Origin of the sequence: Methylophilus sp. (genome assembly GCF_035460085.1) — a bacterium.
GTDB lineage: Bacteria > Pseudomonadota > Gammaproteobacteria > Burkholderiales > Methylophilaceae > Methylophilus.
Window position 1 is genome coordinate 56,924 of the sequence record NZ_DATHWZ010000012.1, and the last position, 19,580, is coordinate 76,503.

A 19,580-nucleotide genomic window follows, 5' to 3' on the forward strand; every position below is an offset into this window, starting at 1 on the left:
TGGATAATGAACAATGCCTCTTGTATTCACAGGAGGCATTTTCATATTTCACTCAAGCGCTGGTTTGCACTTAAGCAATGGTTTTCACCTAAACGCTGGTGACTTTGTCCAGGAAGTAGCTGGTACGCTGTTTCTGCCGCATCATTTTTTGCAGGATAGTTGGTAACTGCTCAGGTTTGAGGCATTGGATAATGTTCAGATCCAACACTTCACGCAAGTCGATAATTTCACCATCTTCGTCATCGTCACCCGTGAGCATCTGAATAAAAGGACGCAACGGTTGTTGAGGGTTGGTGGATAATACGGTGGCCAGTTTCTGGTCAGAAAGCCGGATCACGCTGCCAGGGGGATATATGCCCAGACACTTGATAAAGCGACGTAAAATGGTCTGGTCGAACTGGTGGCGTTGCTGGGCAAACATGATGCTGAGGGCTTCATAAGGCGTTTTTGCTAGCGCCGGGTTTGAAGGGTTGCACAAATTATCGTACATATTTGCAATGATCAGTACATGTGACAGCGGATCAATCTCATCGCATAGCAAGCCTTTTGGGTAGCCCGAGCCATCGGCAAATTCATGATGCTGACCAATGATGGAGAGTATTTTCCTGGGGACTGAAATCTCTTTCAGCATATTCATGCCCAGCACTACGTGGGTCTGGTAAATAGCGGTTTCACGCAAAGTGAGCGGGTCTTTTTTTAATAAGATCTTGTCGCTGATTTGTCTTTTGCCGATGTCATGCAAAATGGCGGCCATCCCCAGAATAATCGCGTCGTCATCCGATATGTCCAGGTTTTTTGCCAACAACATCGAAAGTACCAGGATGTTCAGTTCATGCTGGTAATGCTGGTCGCCAATACGGTGGCCGTTCATGGCATGAATGGCCACGTCGCCCTCGGTCAAGGTGCTGCTCACCAGCTCGTGCACCACGTTGGATGCGAGGCCAAAAGCCTTGTCTGGGTGCTCTACAGACATTTTCTGGATATTCCATACATCCGAGCTGGCTTTCAGGAATTTTTGCTCGCTTTCAGTGATGGCATGCTTGAGTGCCAGCTGTTTTTTTTGTGCTGTACTTAATTCCGGGCTATCGTCTATCACTTCCAGTTTTGGTAAAAAAGCCTTTTTCAAAGGAAACTCAACCACATTGTTGTAGTTGCTTGACCTCAAAGGCGTGCTGGAACTCCGTCTCGGGTCATAACGCAATTGTGTTAGCCCCAGAGATTTAATGGTTTCAATCTGGGATTCTTCGGTGACCTTGAAATTACTGATGGAGAATGGGTGGTCCATCCATCCCAAATCCAGATGGATGTAGAGTCCTATCTGGAGTTGTTCTATGTCGATATAAAAAGTATCGGAGGCGTGATTAGGCATGGCGTTTTATTTTTCTTTGATTGTTTAACACTAATAACTGCAAAAAGTCGTCCGAGTTGACCGGGTAGGCATACAAATACCCTTGCGCAGTCTGGCAACCCAAACGCTGTAAAAATTTTTCCTGTTCTTCTGTTTCTACTCCTTCGGCAACTACGGTGAAACCCAGCTGGGTGGCCATCGCATAAATGGCGCTGGTAATGGCCGCATCATCTTTGTCTCCCGGCAAATCTTTAACAAAGCTGCGGTCAATCTTGATCTGGTCTAATGGCAAACGTTTCAGGTGCGACAAGGATGAGTAGCCGGTGCCAAAGTCATCAATCGCTATGCTGATGCCCAGTTTCTTCAACTGGTTGAAGGTATCCACCACATGTTGCGTATGCTGCATCAACGTGCTTTCGGTGATTTCAAGCTCAATGATAGCCGGGTCACAATCACTTTCCATCAGGATGCCATACACGGTATCGGCAAATTCGCTTTTCATGATTTGCACGGCAGACACATTGATAGCGATTTTCTTGAATTCCGGATGCTGTCTGTGCCAGGCGTGTGCTTGCCGCACAGACTCGCGTAATGCCCATTCACCAATGCTTAAAATCAAGCCGGTTTCTTCAGCCAGCGGAATAAACTTCACTGGTGGGATCAACCCCTGGGTGGGATGCTGCCAACGAATCAACGCTTCGGCCCCGATGATCATTCCGGTATTCAGGTCGATTTGCGCCTGATAGAACATTTTGAGCTGTTTTCTTGATAGCGCTTGGCGCAATTCGGTTTCCAGCTGGAAATGCTCTACTGCATTCCGGCTTAAGGCAGCATCGTAGAACGAGACATGGTTTTTACCATTGTTCTTGACCTGGTACATGGCGAGGTCAGCGGCCTTGATCAGGCCTTCAACATCATTGGCATCATGCGGATACATGGAAATACCGATACTGGCGCCGATAAATATTTCATGATGATCAATCATGAACTGACGTTTAAGGGTATCCAGGATATCTTGTGCCTTTTGCGCAGCATCCGCTTTGTTGTGCAGGTTTTCCAGCAGGACGATGAACTCATCTCCCCCCAATCTACCGACAATATCAGATTCTCGCAAAGAGGCCTGGATACGCTCGGTCACGCCCAGTAGTAACTGGTCGCCAGTATAGTGACCCAGGCTATCGTTAATATTCTTGAACCTGTCCAGGTCAATAAACAATACTGCTGCTTGCTGCTGATTGCGGTTAGCGCGCTGAATCGCATGCGTAAACAAATGATTGATCAACCTGCGGTTAGGCAGTCCCGTTAATGGGTCGTGATTGACCAGTGAATTGAGCTGCACTTGTGAGCGCTTCATCTCGGTGATGTCAGCAAACACACCCACATAATTGGTAATTGCGTTGGCATGATTGCGCACGGCGGTGATCGTCATCCATTCGGTATAACTTTCCCCGCTTTTACGCACGGTCTCAATCTCGCCTGACCATTTGCCGTGGCGTTTGAGTGCGCCAAACAAGCCACGCGGGCGTTGGCGGAATATTTGCGGTTTTGTTCCCAGCACTTCAGCTTCGTTAAAGCCGGTAATCAGGGTGTAGCCTTCATTGATCCCCACCAGTTCGCCAGCAGGGTTCACAATCATGATGCCTTCAGTGGTGCTATCAAAAGCAATCTTGGCCAGTTTCAGACTTTTGCCGGTTTGCTCACGGTCAATAGCGACGCTCAAAGTACGGCCGATCGCCATCAAAGAACCTAATTCCTGAGAGCTGGTAGCCTCTGCATCGAAACAACGTTCAATCACCATTGATCCCCACCATTCGTGGTCAATCATCAGCGGCACAATCACCAGGTTGACGGTGTCATGTGATTTCAGCAGGAAACGCTCATCTTCAGGCAAGGTATGCGCATCGCACATCACGGGCTGTCCTTTGGAGAGCAACGCATGCCAGCGTTTCAATTCAGGGGAGTGAAATGAGATTTTCTCCCAATGTTCGTAAGTCGAGTGGAAGCCATTGGTCGCCCAATGGAACAAGGCTTGGGAGCGTGTTTCGGTTTTTTTGCGTGCTGTCGTCGTGTGATGTTGCAACAAAATAGCACGGCTAAAACGGAAAGACAGGCAGCATTGCTGCAACACATTTTCCGCGACGGTTTGCCAGCGCTCAGCCGAGTGCAGCATCCAGTCGCAGGAGATTAAGGTATCCAGCACCGCGCTGCGATTCAATAATTGGCTTTCGATAAACTTTTGCTCACTGACATCGCGCGCCACGGTAATCAGGTGGCTGGGCTCTTCAGTCTTGTCGTAATAAGCGGTTTTATTCACTTCCAGCGTTTTATAACCACCTTGCGGCAGATGCACCAGTTCTTCATTGTGGTAAGGCTGGCGTGTTTGCCATACAGTCCGGTCTGACTTCTCGTGGTGTTCAAAACTGTTGCGGAAAACTGGATGCAGTGTATCCGCAATTTGCAGGTTATTCAGGAATTCGTAATCGAAATTATCAATCTGGAAGGTATTCAGCATGCGCTGGTTAGCCATCATCCAGCGGTTGTCCTGGTCTTTGATGCAAATCAGGTCAGGACTCATTTCAATCAATGAGTGCACGATGGATTGCATATGCACTAATTGCTGGACTAATGCATTCTCTTGTTCTTCCAGCATTAAGCCAATCGCACGCCTGCCATTCTGAGTATAGAACATGCGGCATTTGAACTCACGACTCAAGCCATTCAAGCGGGTTTGCAACGTCAGTTCGGTTTTATGCTCTCGTATGGCCTTTATTAATGCCTGACGCATCTCTTTGGGCAGGGCGTCAGCACTCTCGCCAAGCAGCTTTTTTGCCCTCTCGTTGGCTGCCACGCACTGTGCCCGGCGGTTGATTGCCAGCATGGGCATATCAGGCATGGTCGCTGCCAAAGGCTGTAGCCACGCTGTGCTATGATGATCGAAGGTTGCTTGCATATCCATAAATTAATTGCTATTCGACAGGTCGTCGTTATTCATCCAGTTATTTGGGTTAACGGCTTTCGGCACCCCTAACTTTAGCAGCTTTGTTATTTGTAAAGAATTATTTTTTTTAATATATTTTGGTAAGGAATTCAAGCGGTGAAATGGCTGGTGAATGGGTTAATAGTTGTCTTAAGTTTTGGATTATTGAGCCAGGTTTCTGCGCATGAAGCCCATGCCGAACATACTGCTTCCGGACTGGCTATCAGCCTCGCAACCGACAGCGACGGCCGACTCTGGCAGGCGCGTGCGCGCAAAGGCCAGATTTGGGTGTCGTTCAGTGAAGATGCGGGACAACATTTCAGTAAAGAGTTGGCAGTGAATGCCACACCAATGACGGTGGCCGCAGAAGGAGAAGCCAGGCCGAAAATTGCAGTTGCCCGCAATGGCCATCTTTACCTTACCTGGACTGAAACCCTGAAAAAACCGTTTGCCGGATACATCTGGTTCGCACGATCAGTGGACGGAGGTAAAAGTTTTGAGACGCCTTATATCGTGCATCAGGACAGGGCAGAAATCACGCATCGGTTTGATGCGTTACAAGTCGCTGCTGACGGTTCAATCACCGTGGCCTGGGTAGATAAACGCGATTTACTGGCAGCCAAGGCTGCAGGTAAACCGTATGATGGCGCCGCGATTTATTACGCCATTTCCACCGACCAGGGCAAAAGCTTTGTGCCCGAGAAAAAGCTGGCGGACAGCAGTTGCGAATGTTGCCGGATTGCCATGACCAGCAAGCCTGATAGCACTGTGGCTGTACTCTGGCGGCACGTGTTTGAGGGTAGCGAGCGCGACCATGCCATGGCGGAAATAAGTAAGGTAACAGCTGGCAGGCCGGCCATCGTGCGTGCCAGCTATGGCCGCTGGAAAATTGATGGATGCCCGCATCATGGTGCCGCCCTGGCAGTGGGTGAAGGCTTTGGCTACCACCTGGCTTATTTTGATGGTGCAGGTAACAAGCCTGGATTGCGCCTGGTGCGTATGGATGGGCAGGCATGGGTGATGACACCACCGAGACCCATTGGCGACCCCAAAAAGAACGCCGGGCATCCGGCACTGCTAAGCATGGGAGACAAAGTCTGGCTGGCATGGCAGGAGCGTAACAATGAAGGCATGGATATTGTGACGATGACTTCCCTGGATGGCGGTAAAACCTGGGGCTTGCCAACCTTGGCTGTTCACAGTGCTGGCAAACTTGATTATCCGCAATGGCTGAATGTGCGCGGCCAGTCAATGCTGGCGGTGAATAGTGCTGAAAAAGGGCTGATTTTGATGCCCTATCCGCAATAGAAATATCATGTACAAGCCTGTAAAACTGACACAAATTTGATCTGGCTCTATTGAAAATGCAAAAACCCGCCGCATTATAGGGTTATCCCGCCGCAGCATGCGGCATGACTTTAGTGTGAAAGGGTTTAACGTGCGGTTTGATAAGCTCACTACCAAATTCCAACAGGCACTTGCCGATGCGCAAAGCATGGCGGTAGGTGCCGATCAGCCTACGATTGAAGCGCCACATTTGTTACTGGCGATGTTGAACCAGGACGATAGCGGCGTGGCTGCCTTGCTCTCCCGCGCTGGCGCACAAGTCAGTGCATTGAAGACCAGCCTGCAACAGGCGGTGGATGCACTGCCCAAGGTCAGCGAAAACAGTGGTGAAGTCACTATTTCGCGTGACCTCAACAACCTGCTGAACATCACCGACAAATTCGCCCAGAAAAATGGCGACAGCTATATTGCCAGCGAAATGTTCCTGTTGGCGCTGGTAGAAGATAAAGGCCAAACTGGTAAATTACTGAAACAGCATGGGTTGAATAAGACTGTGCTGGAGCAGGCTATTAAAACAGTGCGTGGCAATGATAGTGTGAACAGCCAGGAAGCCGAAGGCCAGCGCGAAGCGTTGAAGAAATTCACGCTGGACCTGACCGAACTTGCGCGTGCCGGCAAGCTGGATCCTGTGATAGGCCGCGATGACGAGATCCGTCGTGCCATCCAGGTATTGCAGCGCCGTACCAAAAATAACCCAGTCTTGATTGGTGAGCCTGGCGTCGGTAAAACTGCCATTGTGGAAGGCTTGGCACAACGTATCGTCAATGGTGAAGTACCGGACTCCCTTAAAAATAAAAAAGTGCTCAGCCTGGATATGGCTTCCTTGCTGGCTGGCGCCAAATACCGAGGTGAATTCGAAGAGCGCCTGAAATCGGTGTTGAAAGAGCTGGCGCAGGACGAAGGCCAGACCATCGTGTTTATCGATGAAATCCATACCATGGTCGGTGCCGGTAAATCTGAAGGCGCTATGGATGCGGGCAATATGTTGAAGCCAGCGTTAGCGCGTGGCGAGTTGCACTGTGTCGGAGCCACTACCCTGGATGAATACCGTAAATACATCGAGAAAGATGCTGCGCTGGAACGCCGCTTCCAAAAAGTGCTGGTCGATGAGCCATCCGTAGAAGCCACCATTGCCATTTTGCGTGGCTTGCAGGAGAAATATGAGCTACACCACGGTGTGGAAATTACAGATCCGGCTATTGTCGCGGCAGCGGAATTATCTCATCGTTATATCACAGACCGTTTTTTGCCGGATAAAGCCATCGACCTGATCGACGAGGCAGCTTCGCGCATCAAGATGGAAATCGATTCGAAACCGGAAGTCATGGACAAGCTCGACCGGCGCCTGATCCAGCTCAAGATTGAGCGCGAAGCCGTACGTCGCGAAAAAGATGAAGCGAGCCAGAAACGCTTTACCCTGATTGAGGAAGAGATAGAACGGCTTGAAAAGGAATATGCCGACCTCGAAGAAATCTGGAAGTCGGAAAAAGCGGCTGTGCATGGCTCTGCCGGCGTGAAAGAAGCGATTGAAAAAGTCAAACTCGATATGGAAGCGGCTACCCGCAAGGGCGATTGGCAGCGTGTGTCTGAGTTGCAGTATGGCAAATTGCCTCAGCTGGAAGCACAACTGAAGCACGACTCCAATGACGAGGTTGCGCCAACAGTCAAACATAAAATGCTACGCACCGAAGTCGGTGCCGACGAGATTGCGGAAGTCGTTAGTCGGGCGACCGGGATACCGGTCAGCAAAATGATGACCGGTGAGCGCGAAAAACTGCTGGGCATGGAAGATAAATTGCATGAACGCGTGGTCGGACAGGACGAAGCAGTGCGCCTGGTGTCTGATGCCATCCGCCGTTCACGCAGTGGCTTGAGCGACCCTAACCGGCCTTACGGCAGTTTCCTGTTCCTGGGGCCAACAGGTGTCGGTAAAACGGAGCTTTGCAAGACATTGGCCGGATTTTTGTTTGACAGCGAAGAGCACCTGATCCGCATCGACATGAGTGAATTTATGGAAAAACACTCGGTGTCGCGCCTGATCGGCGCGCCGCCCGGTTATGTCGGTTATGAAGAAGGCGGTACACTGACCGAAGCGGTACGCCGTAAGCCTTATTCGGTGATATTGCTGGATGAGGTGGAGAAAGCGCACCCGGATGTGTTTAATGTGTTGTTACAAGTGTTGGATGATGGGCGCCTGACCGATGGACAGGGCCGTACGGTAGACTTTAAAAATACCGTGATCATTATGACCTCCAATCTGGGCAGCCAGATGATACAAAGCATGGCTGACCAGGACTACCAAGTGGTGAAACTGGCGGTGATGGGTGAGGTGAAAACCCACTTCCGTCCGGAATTCATCAACCGGATTGATGAAGTGATCGTATTCCATTCTCTGGGCACAACCCATGTGAAATCGATTGCAGGCATACAGTTGCAACTGCTGGCTAAACGCGTGGCAGCGATGGATATGCAGCTGCAAGTAAGCGATGCTGCGCTTGCCGAAATCGCCAACGCCGGGTTTGATCCTGTCTATGGCGCGCGACCGCTTAAACGGGCGATCCAGAGCGAGATTGAAAACCCACTGGCGAAAGAGATATTGGCCGGACAGTTTGCTGCCAAAGATACGATCAAGGTGGATTTTTCAGCTGGGAAAATGCAGTTTAAAAAAGCCTGATCGCAACTTGCTTGCGAACCATAGTGCTAACATAGGGTCACAATGATTGTGACCCTATTGTTTTTATGGGTAAGAATGGAAATATGATGAATCCCCTGAAGCGCCTGCGTTTACTTTTTGTGATGATGGTACTGAGCGGCTTGGCCGGTTGTGCTTCACAACCTCCGCAGCCGGTTCAGATCGAACGGATTTCGCCAGAGCAGTTGGCGGCGTTGGTGCCACCTGCGCAATCGATCTTGAGCCTGGAAGAGATTGTCAGCATGAGCAAAAAGGGTAAGACAGATACCGAGATTATTGAAGCGATCAAGCAGTCGCAGTCCCGCTACTCATTGACTCCTTCTGAAGTGCTAAGCTGGCATCAAAAAGGGATTTCAAAAGGCGTGCTTGATTATATGCAGCAAGCAAATGCGCTGGCACAGCAGAATGCCATTGCCGATGAAATTAACAAGCGTGAGAAAGCGCGTGTAGAGGCAGAAACCAGACTAAAACGTGAGCGTGACTCCGCCCGCTTGCGTAGTATGGACCCCTGGTTTTATGGCGGCCCCGGTTATTATGGAGGTCCTTGGGGTTACCGCCCGTATTGGGGCGGTGGTATGGGGTGGCGCTACTGGTAGTCAGTACTCATGAATGTTGGCGATCCAGAGTTTGAAAACAGCGTGATTGGCTATTGGTTTATATTTTAATAGCCATTTGAATTTAACCGTGGAAACTGCATGAAACAGGTTCATGAAACACTTTCATTAAGCGCGCAAGGCAGGCGTTTATATGACGTTACCCCGCAAGTACTACAATGGGTTGAACAATCGGGCATACAAAGCGGTCTGTTAACTTTATACATACAGCATACCTCTGCCAGTCTGCTGATCAATGAAAACTATGACAGTGACGTACTGGTGGATATGGAAGCTTTTTTTAACCGTATCGCGCCAGATGGTGATGCGTTGTTCATTCATACTGTGGAAGGGCCTGATGATATGCCCGCCCATGTGAGGACAGCATTAACACAAACCAGTCTGTCTATTCCGATATTGAATGGCAGGGTGGCGCTGGGGCAATGGCAGGGAATTTTCCTGTTCGAACATAGACATCAGCCTGCCCGCCGGCGGGTGTTGATGCATGTCATTGGCGAATAAGCCAATTGGTTTTTTACTATAACAATCGTTTTTATAATGAAGTAATAAAAGGAGAAGCTTTATGAGATGGAAGACTTACTTGCTAACATTTATTCTTGCGCTGGGTTTAGTGGCTTGTGGTAAAGAAGAAGCCCCTGCACCCGAAACCGCAGCTCCCGCGGCTGAGCCCACTGCAGCAGAACCTGCTGCCCCAGCTGAAGCCAAATCCTCAGCGGGTGGTGGCTATGAGCCTGCGGCTGATGAGCGCGTACCAGGCATTACTGTTTCAAAGGAAGAGCAGGAAAAGCAACTAGAAGAAGCGCTCGCCAACACGCCTAAACCTGAGGTTCCGGCCGAAGAGGGTGCTAAGGCAGAGTAGGTCTAGAGGGGTAGTAAGAACATGAAGAGGCGCATTGATTGCGCCTCTTTGCTTTTGTATCTACGGCATTAATCTTATTCACTTAATCTTATTTCACTGTGCTCCATTGTAATGGGTCGAATGGGACACTGTTGCGGCGCAGTTCATAATAAACGCCGTTTTCAGCATTGCCACCGCTGTTACCGACTGCTGCAATCGTATCGCCACTTTTTACAGCCTGGCCTGAAGATTTATACAGTGCTTCATTGTTGCCATACAGGCTCATATAACCATTGCCGTGATCGACCACAATCAGGTTGCCGAAGCCGCGCATCCAGTCCGCGAACACTACTTGTCCGCCAGCCACAGATTTGACTTCGCTGCCTTCCTTGGCGCGGATGAATAAGCCTTTCCAGCTGACGCCGGTGTCAGAGCGTGCGCTACCGAAACGGTTGATGACTTCGCCGCGTACCGGCAAACGTAAGCGACCACGCAGTTGGGAGAAGTTTTCTTTTAAAGCATTGTATTCCGGCAAGGTATCATTTTTGGCGACTACAGTACTACTCTGGGATTCAGATTCGGTTTCGTCGGCTTTTTGTGCGTCAACCTTGGCTTCCGATGCGTGTTCAAACGTACGGCCCGCTGATTTCTTCTTGCGCGCCAGTTCGGCGGCGCGTTTGGCCGCAGCGGCTTTTTCCCGTTTGGCTTTCGCTAACGCTTGCTGCTCACGCTTTTTCGCTTCAGCGACCAAGCGCTGGAACAATTTGGACAACGCTTCTTCGTCCTTTTTCAGGCGTACCAGTTGCTGCTCCTGGGTTTCTATCTGCTTGGAAAGTTGTGTCAGGACTTCTGCGCGTTTTGACTTTTCATTGACCAGCTTGTGTGTAGTCTCGCTGTATTGATTAGCCAGGCGGTCTGTTTCATGTAACTGTTCGGTGGTGGCTGTGCGCACACGCTCAATCGCATCTCGGTTATCCTGCAATGATTGTATCTGTTGCTGGTGCGCCGCGGTCAGGTAACCGAGGTATTTGAGGTTGCGGGTAGTATTGGCCGGGTCTTGCTGCTGTAGCAGCATCTGCAGCGGACTGTGATTGCCATGCCGGTATTGCTGGTTAAGTTGCTGGCTGAGCGATTCGCGCTGCTGGTTGACCTGGCGTTGCAATAATGACATCTGTTTCTGCAGGTCTTGCAGTTTGCTGCGGTTCTCCTGTTGCGCATCCTGAATCTCACGCAACTTTTTACGGGAGGCGCTGATGGCGGTTTCCGATGCCTTTAAAGCTTCATTGGCATCTTGTTTGGCCAGTTGAGAAGCCTTGATCGCATTGGCCAGTTGCTGTATTTTTTCTTTTACCTGCTCAAGGTCACCTTTGGTCGTATCGGCTTTGTCGTTGCTGGCGGCCATGGCTGGCATAGACACGACTGAAGAGCCAGCCATCAGTAATGTAAACAGGCCAGCCGCCGACAACAATCTGCGCCAAAAAAATTGATTAAACGTGGTATCAGACATGCACCAACATAGTCTGTTTAAGCGACTTCATTCAGTACAATCAGGCTCTCGCCAGTCATTTCTGCGGGTTTGGGCAAGCCCATTAACGTCAGTAATGTGGGTGCAATATCTGAGAGCGCACCGCTACTATTCACCTTAGCCGAACGCCCTACATAAATGAATGGCACCAGGTTGGTCGTATGCTGGGTATGGGCTTGGTCACTCTCATGGTCAAACATACTTTCAGCATTACCATGGTCAGCCGTGATGATCACTTCAGCACCGCTTTTTTGTGCGGCAGCAACCACTCTGCCTACGCAGGTGTCCAGCGTTTCCACCGCCTTGATGGCAGCTTGCAGGTTGCCGGTATGGCCGACCATGTCGCCATTGGCATAATTGCAGATGACTGCCTGATACTGCCTGGATTCAATCGCCGCCACCAGTTTATCTGTCAACTCATAAGCGCTCATTTCCGGTTGCAGATCATAAGTCGCGACTTTAGGCGAAGGCACCAGGATACGGTCTTCACCATTGAATACTGTTTCTTCACCGCCATTAAAAAAGAAAGTCACATGCGGATATTTTTCCGTTTCGGCGATGCGTAATTGTTTTAGTCCAAGGCTGGCCACATACTCACCAAAGGTATTGGGAACGGTGAACTGCGCAAAAACAGGCTGTGCCAACTGCTGGTTTTTATCGTATTGTGTCAGGGTGAAATAATGACTGAACGCAGGCACACGGCTGCGTGCAAATCCATCAAATCCACTGTTCAGCAATGCGTCCGTCAGCTGGCGCGCGCGGTCACTCCTGAAATTCATAAATACCAGTGTGTCACCATTTTCCATGCGGATCGGTTCAGCATCTGCGGCACGGATAGCGGTGCATTTAACGAACTCATCGCTTTCGTCTCGTGCGTAAGCTTGTTGCAAAGCGGTCAGGCTATCTGGCGCTACATAATCAGCATTACCGTTTACCAGTAACTCATAAGCCACTGCCACACGTTCCCACCGCTTGTCCCTGTCCATACCGTAAAAGCGGCCACCCACTGAAGCCACTTTGCCGACACCCACCGATTGCAAATGTGTTTCCAGCGCTTCAAGATAAGGCTGTGCGCTTTTTGGTGGTGTGTCGCGACCATCCAGGAAAGCATGGATATATACTTTGCTCAGGCCCTGCTGTTTAGCCATTGCTACCAAGGCATGGATATGTGGCTGGTAACTATGCACGCCACCATCGGACAGCAAGCCCAGGATATGCAGAGCTTTACCGCTGGATTTCAGGGTTTGCATCGCACTCACCAGGGCTGGCAATTTAAAGAACTCGCCACTGCTGATGCTGTTGTTAATGCGTTCAAAGTCTTGAAAAACAATACGTCCAGCCCCAATATTCAGGTGGCCAACCTCAGAATTACCCATTTGCCCATCTGGCAGGCCGACGTAATGCTCGGAAGCATTAATCAGGCCATGCGGGTAAAGGTTTTTAAGATTGTCCAGGTTGGGGGTATTGGCTTGCAATACGGCGTTATGTTCGGTGGTTTCGCTATGACCAAAACCATCCAGGATAAGCAAAATTACAGGTTTGATTGACATGGCTAACAATTTTTAAAAGTGGTGACGGGATGTCGAATTCATGAATTAAGCTATTATAATCGCAACCGCTGGCGGCGCATACCTAAGGCTAACGCTGCTTGCGGATTCGACAACAAGGATAGGTAAAAGATCACGTGGAATTTCTTAAGGAAAATGTTTTAGTCATCGGGCTGGCCATCGGCTCCGGTGTGGCATTGTTGCTACCGCTGTTTAACAGGGCTGCAACGGGAAGTACTTTATTATCAGTGACGGAAGCCGTGATGCTGATGAGCCGCAAGCAAGTAGTGGTTGTGGATGTACGTGAGCCTGATGCGTTTGCGCAAGGCCACTTGCAGGGCGCACGCAATATTCCTTTGTCCCAATTATCAGCACGCGTGACCGAGCTGGTGAAGTTTAAAGATAAACCTGTGTTGCTGGTATGCCAGCGCGGCAATCGTACCCGCGCAGCTGTCAAAATACTCAAAGACAACCAGTTTAGCGGCTTGCATCAATTAAAAGGCGGTATGCAAGACTGGTCAGAGGCCAAAATGCCTGTTGTCAGCAAAAACAGTTAATAAATCCGGTCTATTTAATACAAACGCTCTTAGGAAGTCCGAAAGGTAATCATGGCAAAAGTAGTGATGTATACCTCAGCAGTATGCCCTTATTGCATCAACGCAGAACGCTTGCTGCGTAACAAGGGCGTCACCGAGATTGAAAAGATCCGCGTGGATATGCAGCCTGAATTGCGCGCAGAAATGATGGAAAAAACCGGGCGTCGTACCGTGCCACAAATTTACATCGGCGAGCGCCATGTGGGCGGTTTTGATGATTTGCATGCGCTGGATGTGCAAGGTGAACTAGACCCGCTGCTGGCGGCGTGACGCCTGCAGATATATCCAGATAAAAACCATCACAAAAAACACATAGTCAGGCCGTGGATGACCAGTTAGAATAGCGGCTTTGCGTATAGATATTACAAGGATGATTCATGGCTCAGGAACCACAAAACCAAGCAGAACAGAACGCAGGCCCAGTTTTTAGCATTGAAAAACTGTATGTGCATGATGCGTCAATCGAAGTGCCTAATGCACCTGCGATTTTTACAGAGCGCACCACACCGCAAATCAACGTAGAGCTGGGCAATGCGGTTGAGCAAGTGCAGGACGGTATTTTCAATGTGTCTATCAAAGTGACTGTGACTGCGACTATTAACGACAAAACAGCATTTCTGGTAGAAGTGAACCAGTCCGGCATTTTCGCTATCCGGAATGTGCCGCAGGAAAATCTGGAGCCTATCCTTTCCGTCGCTTGTCCGAACATTTTGTTCCCATATGCCCGTGAAGCGATTTCCGATATGGTGACACGTGCCGGTTTCATGCCAGTGTTGCTGAACCCGATCAATTTTGAAGCGTTGTACCTGCAACAGCAACAGCAGGCTGCTCAAGCGGCTGGCGCACCTAATTAATTTTTATTATTTTATTTAAGCAACAAAGTAAGTCTCGTATGACTTACTTTTTGTGGATAAATGTAAATGAGTAAAGTCGCAGTTTTGGGTGCAGGTGCCTGGGGTACCGCGCTCGCCATGCACATCTCGCTAAAACATGATGTCGTACTTTGGGCGCGTAACAGTGGTCACGTTTCCGGTATGCGCAAAGCGCGTGCCAATCCTCTCTATCTTGGCGACTTCCCTTTTCCTGAAAAACTGACCGTTGAAGACGACCTGGCAACAGCCGTTGCCGGCTCAGATTTGATTCTATCCGTGGTGCCAACTGCAGGTTTTCGACCGATTCTGCAGCAGCTAAATGCCTTGGGAATAAATCAGCCTTTAATATGGGCAAATAAAGGCCTGGAACCACAAACCGCAAAACTTCCTTTTGAAGTGGCTCAGGAAGAACTTGGCAGTGATTACCCGTGGGGTGTATTAAGTGGCCCGAGCTTTGCCGCTGAGCTGGTGCGAGGCTTACCAACCGCGATTACACTGGCAGCCAACCATACAGCGCTGGCAAAAGAAGCCGCGCAATTAATCCATGGCAGCTGTTTGCGAGTGTATAACAGCACCGATGTCATTGGTGCTTCGGTGGGTGGTGCGGTGAAAAACGTCATGGCGATTGCTGCTGGTATCTCTGACGGCATGGGTTTCGGTAACAATGCACGTGCTGCCATGATTACCCGTGGCTTGGCTGAGATTACCCGCTTCGGGATGGCATTAGGCGCCAAAGCCGATACTTTTATGGGCTTGGCCGGGGCAGGTGACCTGATCCTGACGTGTACCGGTCAATATTCCCGTAACCGTGAGGTAGGTTTGCAATTGGCTTCAGGAAAGTCGCTGGATAGCATTCTGGCTGGTCTGGGGCACGTGGCAGAGGGCGTGAATACTGCACGTGAGGTGATGCGGCGTGCTGAGGTTATTCATGTCGAGATGCCAATTACTTTTGAAGTGAATCAGTTGCTGACTAATCAAAAAACTGCGCAAGACGCCGTCAGCGCTTTATTAGGTCGTGGTCAGCGCCAGGAATCTGCCTGATCTTTTGCTAATAACTCCAGACCAGTCATCTGGAATTTATGACTATTCTTGATGAGTTAATCTAAGTGCTTACACCAGCACTTTAAGATCTATTTCAAATTTTCCCCAGTTACTCCTGTCGCGGGCTATTGCACCGTATCGCACCCTTGTCATGTAAATGTCCTATAAACCTAGGAACTATACTTAGCGAGAGCAGTCAGGTAGTTAGCTCAAATGAATGAGAAGATTATTTTGCAGTTTAGTAAAACGAAGTTGTTGAAAGCAGGGTTTACCTTAGTCGTGATTGCGTCCATCGCCTCCACCCTGTACGTCATAAAAGCTGAAGCACTGGCTTGGCATGTCTGGCACCAATTCACGCATCATGATCATCACGGCCTGGATCTCTCCGACTATCAGGTAGCGATTGAGCGGAAAACGCTAGGTGATTACAAAAATGCTTCGGGTTTGACGTTTAACAATGAGACCGGAACTTTGTTCACCGTGCTCAATGATATGAGCATGATTGTTGAGTTCACCAAGGATGGCCAACCTATCCGTGAAATCAAAGTGCACGGTACTGATGACCTTGAAGGTATCTCGCACCTGGAGAAAGATTACTATGTAGTGGCCGATGAGCGTGAAAGTAAATTGTGGCTACTGCAAATAAAACCTGAAACACGTGAAATTTCCATCCAGGATGCCAGGTTGTTGCGGTTTGGCATGAACGAACGCGGTAACAAGAACTTTGAGGGCGTGACCTGGGATAGCGTCCATCACCGGCTAATCGTCGTGAAAGAGCGTGATCCCAAGTACGTGATGTCTGTCACTGGCTTGTATGAACCTAATGAAGGCAAGCAGAGCCAGATAGAGGTGCAACGGATGCGGCAGTTTGATCCAGCGTTAAAATGGGCCTTGAGGGACTTATCTTCTGTTACCTATCATGAGCGCACCGGTCACTTCTTTTTGCTGAGTGATGAGTCAAAATTGCTTAAACAATTTAATGAAGAAGGGCAAACGCTGGGGTCATTAGCCTTGTGGAAAGGTTTTCACGGTTTGCACGAAAATGTTCCGCAGGCTGAAGGCGTTTCAATCGATGATGAAGGCAATGTGTATATCGTCAGTGAGCCTAACCTGTTTTACGTATTCAAACCTAAATCCAGCCATACACAAGACTAATTTTAGGGTCTAGTTTAAGCATCGAGTTTAGATAATAAAAAAACCCGCTTCGGCGGGTTTTTGTTTTGCTAACTTCTCATTAGTTTTCAAGAAGGTTATTCAATACCCAATAACTCAACTTCAAACACTAACGTAGCGTCAGGGCCAATCACCGGGCCACTGCCACTGTCACCATAAGCCAATTCAGAAGGAATCGTCAGCTCGAATTTACTGCCAACTTGCATTAATTGCAAACCTTCCACCCAGCCTGAAATCACACCAGTCACCGGGAAAACGATAGGCTCACCGCGGTCGTAAGAACTGTCAAATACGGTGCCGTCAATCAGTGTGCCTTTGTAATGCACTTTAACGCGGTCGTTTGTTGTCGGTTTCGCGCCGCTACCAGCAACCAGTGATTTATATTGCAAACCGCTTTCAGTAGTCGTCACGCCTTCTTTTTTAGCATTCTCAGCCAGGTAAGCAACGCCATCTGCCTTGTTTTTTGCTTGCGCAGCCACCTGTTTTGCCTGACTCTCTTTCTGCACCTGCTCGACCGCACTTTGTTTTTCTGCGTCTGTTAAACGAGATGGTTGGCCGGACATTACATCACTAACCGCAAGTGCAACCACGTCTGCGTCCAGTTCAAGATTGTCATTTCTGAGCTGGTGGGCCAAGTTTTCACCCACGATGTAGCTCAGGCGTTGGGTCAAGGTTTTTAATTCAATTGTCATTACAGTTCTTTCGTGATTTTAAGATTGTTGACTAGTCTTAGAAATTATTTTGTTAGATAAGACAAAACCCGCCAAAGCGGGTTCTGTTTTAAAAATATTGCTTAGTGCATTTTTGCAAGTGAAAGCGGGGAGGGCAAGGCGCATATCCGCAGGCAGTACATTAAAGTACGACAAGGATATGCAACACCGCCATCACCGCTTTGACGTAGCAAAAATTACATCATACCGCCCATGCCGCCCATACCACCCATATCCGGCATCGCTGGCGCATCTTCTTTCGGCAACTCAGCAACCATACAATCCGTAGTCAGCATCAAGCCAGCGACTGAAGCCGCATTCTGCAATGCAGAACGGGTTACTTTAGTTGGGTCCAGAATACCCATTTCGATCATATCGCCGTAAGTTTCGTTAGCAGCGTTGTAACCGTAGTTACCTTTACCGGCAGCAACATTGTTCACAACCACAGATGGCTCAACACCAGCATTTTGCGTGATCTGACGCAATGGCTCTTCAACTGCGCGCAATACAATTTTCACGCCAGCTTCCTGGTCTAGGTTCTCACCTTTCACTTTAGCGATCGCATCACGTGCACGAATCAGCGCAACGCCACCACCAGCGACGATACCTTCTTCAACCGCAGCACGTGTTGCATGCAATGCATCTTCCACGCGGGCTTTTTTCTCTTTCATTTCGATTTCAGTCGTCGCACCAACCTTGATCACTGCAACACCACCAGCCAGTTTGGCTACGCGTTCCTGCAATTTTTCACGGTCATAGTCGCTCGAAGCTTCTTCGATTTGAGTTTTGATCTGGCCAATACGGGCTTTGATGGTTTCTTCGTTGCCAGCGCCGTCGATGATAATGGTGTTTTCTTTACCCACTTCGATGCGTTTCGCTTGGCCCAGATCAGTCAGTTGTACACTTTCCAGTTTCAGGCCAACTTCTTCAGAAATCACAGTACCACCAGTCAACACAGCGATGTCTTCCAACATGGCTTTACGACGGTCACCAAAACCAGGTGCTTTCACAGCAGTCGTTTTCAGGATGCCGCGGATGTTGTTCACAACCAAAGTAGCCAATGCTTCACCATCTACGTCTTCACAAATGATCAGCAATGGACGGCCAGCTTTAGCGACTTGCTCCAATGTTGGCAACAGGTCACGGATGTTAGAGATTTTTTTGTCGTGCAATAACACGAAAGGATTGTCCAGCAACGCAATTTGACGCTCTGGATTATTGATGAAGTAAGGAGACAGGTAACCGCGGTCAAACTGCATACCTTCAACCACATCTAATTCATTAGTCAGGCCTGAACCATCTTCAACGGTAATCACACCTTCTTTACCTACTTTGTCCATCGCATCGGCAATAATTTGGCCAACAGATGCATCGGAGTTAGCAGAAATAGCGCCTACTTGAGCGATTTCCTTGCTGGTTGTACATGGCTTGGATTGTGCAGCCAGGTCAGCCACAGCAGCTTCAACCGCTTTATCGATGCCGCGCTTCAGGTCCATCGGGTTCATGCCGGCAGCAACAGATTTCATGCCTTCGCGGATAATCGCTTGTGCCAATACTGTTGCAGTCGTTGTACCGTCACCGGCGATGTCATTGGTTTTAGAAGCCACTTCTTTCACCATCTGTGCGCCCATGTTTTCGAATTTGTCTTTCAATTCGATTTCTTTGGCAACAGATACACCATCTTTAGTGATGGTAGGCGCGCCGAATGAGCGCTCCAACACCACATTACGGCCTTTAGGGCCCAGAGTCACGCGCACTGCGTTAGCCAATACGTTGACACCGTTTACCATTTTTTGGCGAACGTCATCACCAAATCTTACGTCTTTAGCTGCCATTTAAATTCTCCTAAATGCTTAATGTTCAATGAGTTTCTTACAAGAGATTGTTTGTAACCACGAAATCTGAAACGGGGATGCACGCAAAGCAGCAATCCCTGTTGCAAGCCTTCAGAATTACTCAACAATCGCCATGATGTCTTCTTCGCGCATCACCAACAGCTCTTCGCCGTCGACTTTAACTGCTTGACCGGAGTATTTACCGAACAACACTTTGTCGCCAACTTTTACATCCAGCGGAATAGATTTGCCGCTGTCATCTTTTTTACCGTTACCAACGGCTTGCACAATGCCTTGATCAGGTTTTTCAGTTGCGCTATCTGGAATCACAATGCCAGAAGCGGTTGTGCGCTCTTCAGCGGCGCGTTTAACAATCACTCGATCATGCAATGGACGAATACTCATAAAAGTCTCCTTGTATTCCTAAAGTATTATTTGGGAAGCGTTTTAATAAAAATAACCAAC

General features: G+C 49.1%; 17 protein-coding genes. 10 read left to right on the plus strand and 7 right to left on the minus strand.

Going from position 1 to position 19,580, the window contains the following annotated elements:
• Window positions 1-88: 88 nt before the first annotated feature.
• Entirely contained in the window at window positions 89-1,369 is a 1,281-nt protein-coding gene (locus tag VK958_RS02000) for a cyclic di-GMP phosphodiesterase (protein WP_325238613.1), read from the minus strand.
• Window positions 1,362-4,304 carry an EAL domain-containing protein gene (locus VK958_RS02005; protein ID WP_325238614.1) on the minus strand — a complete coding sequence of 981 codons (2,943 nt, stop codon included), beginning with the start codon at window positions 4,302-4,304 and terminating at the stop codon, window positions 1,362-1,364. The genes VK958_RS02000 and VK958_RS02005 overlap by 8 nt, the downstream gene beginning before the upstream one ends.
• Window positions 4,305-4,451: 147 nt before the next feature.
• Here VK958_RS02005 and VK958_RS02010 point away from each other — a divergent pair, with 147 nt between their 5' ends.
• The 5 genes from VK958_RS02010 (at window position 4,452) to VK958_RS02030 (ending at window position 9,837) form a co-directional block, all read left to right on the plus strand.
• On the plus strand, window positions 4,452-5,633 hold the full coding sequence (locus VK958_RS02010) for a sialidase family protein (protein ID WP_414683825.1): 1,182 nt from the start codon (window positions 4,452-4,454) through the stop codon (window positions 5,631-5,633).
• Between the two features lie 130 nt (window positions 5,634-5,763).
• Window positions 5,764-8,346: an ATP-dependent chaperone ClpB gene (gene clpB / locus VK958_RS02015; protein WP_325238616.1), complete on the plus strand. Its 2,583-nt coding sequence runs from the start codon at window positions 5,764-5,766 to the stop codon at window positions 8,344-8,346.
• Window positions 8,347-8,429: 83 nt separating this feature from the next.
• Entirely contained in the window at window positions 8,430-8,960 is a 531-nt protein-coding gene (locus tag VK958_RS02020; RefSeq protein ID WP_325238617.1) for a hypothetical protein, read from the plus strand.
• 99 nt (window positions 8,961-9,059) lie between these two features.
• On the plus strand, window positions 9,060-9,479 hold the full coding sequence (locus VK958_RS02025) for a secondary thiamine-phosphate synthase enzyme YjbQ (RefSeq protein WP_325238618.1): 420 nt from the start codon (window positions 9,060-9,062) through the stop codon (window positions 9,477-9,479).
• A gap of 61 nt (window positions 9,480-9,540) precedes the next feature.
• Window positions 9,541-9,837, plus strand: a complete 297-nt coding sequence (locus VK958_RS02030) for a hypothetical protein (RefSeq protein WP_325238619.1) — start codon at window positions 9,541-9,543, stop codon at window positions 9,835-9,837.
• A gap of 88 nt (window positions 9,838-9,925) precedes the next feature.
• On the opposite strand, the gene VK958_RS02035 is transcribed toward VK958_RS02030, so the two are convergent.
• Together VK958_RS02035 and gpmI are read right to left on the minus strand one after the other, a co-directional pair.
• Window positions 9,926-11,251: a murein hydrolase activator EnvC family protein gene (locus tag VK958_RS02035; protein ID WP_414683826.1), complete on the minus strand. Its 1,326-nt coding sequence runs from the start codon at window positions 11,249-11,251 to the stop codon at window positions 9,926-9,928.
• A gap of 89 nt (window positions 11,252-11,340) precedes the next feature.
• On the minus strand, window positions 11,341-12,891 hold the full coding sequence (gene gpmI / locus VK958_RS02040; protein ID WP_325238621.1) for a 2,3-bisphosphoglycerate-independent phosphoglycerate mutase: 1,551 nt from the start codon (window positions 12,889-12,891) through the stop codon (window positions 11,341-11,343).
• Window positions 12,892-13,025: 134 nt separating this feature from the next.
• Between gpmI and VK958_RS02045 the strand changes: the two genes are divergently transcribed.
• From VK958_RS02045 to VK958_RS02065, 5 genes are all read left to right on the plus strand, one after another.
• Complete coding sequence (locus tag VK958_RS02045; protein ID WP_325238622.1) at window positions 13,026-13,445, plus strand: rhodanese-like domain-containing protein; 420 nt, start codon at window positions 13,026-13,028, stop codon at window positions 13,443-13,445.
• Between the two features lie 51 nt (window positions 13,446-13,496).
• The gene (grxC, locus tag VK958_RS02050; protein ID WP_325238623.1) at window positions 13,497-13,754 is read left to right on the plus strand and encodes a glutaredoxin 3; all 258 of its coding nucleotides are present in this window, start codon (window positions 13,497-13,499) and stop codon (window positions 13,752-13,754) included.
• Between the two features lie 107 nt (window positions 13,755-13,861).
• A complete protein-coding gene (gene secB, locus VK958_RS02055; RefSeq protein ID WP_325238624.1) occupies window positions 13,862-14,338 on the plus strand; it encodes a protein-export chaperone SecB in 477 nt (158 codons plus the stop codon).
• Window positions 14,339-14,404: 66 nt separating this feature from the next.
• Window positions 14,405-15,397, plus strand: coding sequence for an NAD(P)H-dependent glycerol-3-phosphate dehydrogenase (locus VK958_RS02060; RefSeq protein WP_325238625.1), 993 nt, complete (start codon window positions 14,405-14,407; stop codon window positions 15,395-15,397).
• A gap of 231 nt (window positions 15,398-15,628) precedes the next feature.
• Entirely contained in the window at window positions 15,629-16,552 is a 924-nt protein-coding gene (locus VK958_RS02065; protein ID WP_325238627.1) for an SdiA-regulated domain-containing protein, read from the plus strand.
• 95 nt (window positions 16,553-16,647) lie between these two features.
• On the opposite strand, the gene VK958_RS02070 is transcribed toward VK958_RS02065, so the two are convergent.
• From VK958_RS02070 to VK958_RS02080, 3 genes are all read right to left on the minus strand, one after another.
• Window positions 16,648-17,262 carry a BamJ family beta-barrel-assembly machinery protein gene (locus VK958_RS02070; RefSeq protein ID WP_325238628.1) on the minus strand — a complete coding sequence of 205 codons (615 nt, stop codon included), beginning with the start codon at window positions 17,260-17,262 and terminating at the stop codon, window positions 16,648-16,650.
• 215 nt (window positions 17,263-17,477) lie between these two features.
• A complete protein-coding gene (gene groL, locus VK958_RS02075) occupies window positions 17,478-19,115 on the minus strand; it encodes a chaperonin GroEL (protein WP_325238629.1) in 1,638 nt (545 codons plus the stop codon).
• A 117-nt stretch (window positions 19,116-19,232) separates the two neighbouring features.
• Window positions 19,233-19,520, minus strand: a complete 288-nt coding sequence (locus VK958_RS02080; protein ID WP_325238630.1) for a co-chaperone GroES — start codon at window positions 19,518-19,520, stop codon at window positions 19,233-19,235.
• Between the last annotated feature and the right edge of the window lie 60 nt (window positions 19,521-19,580).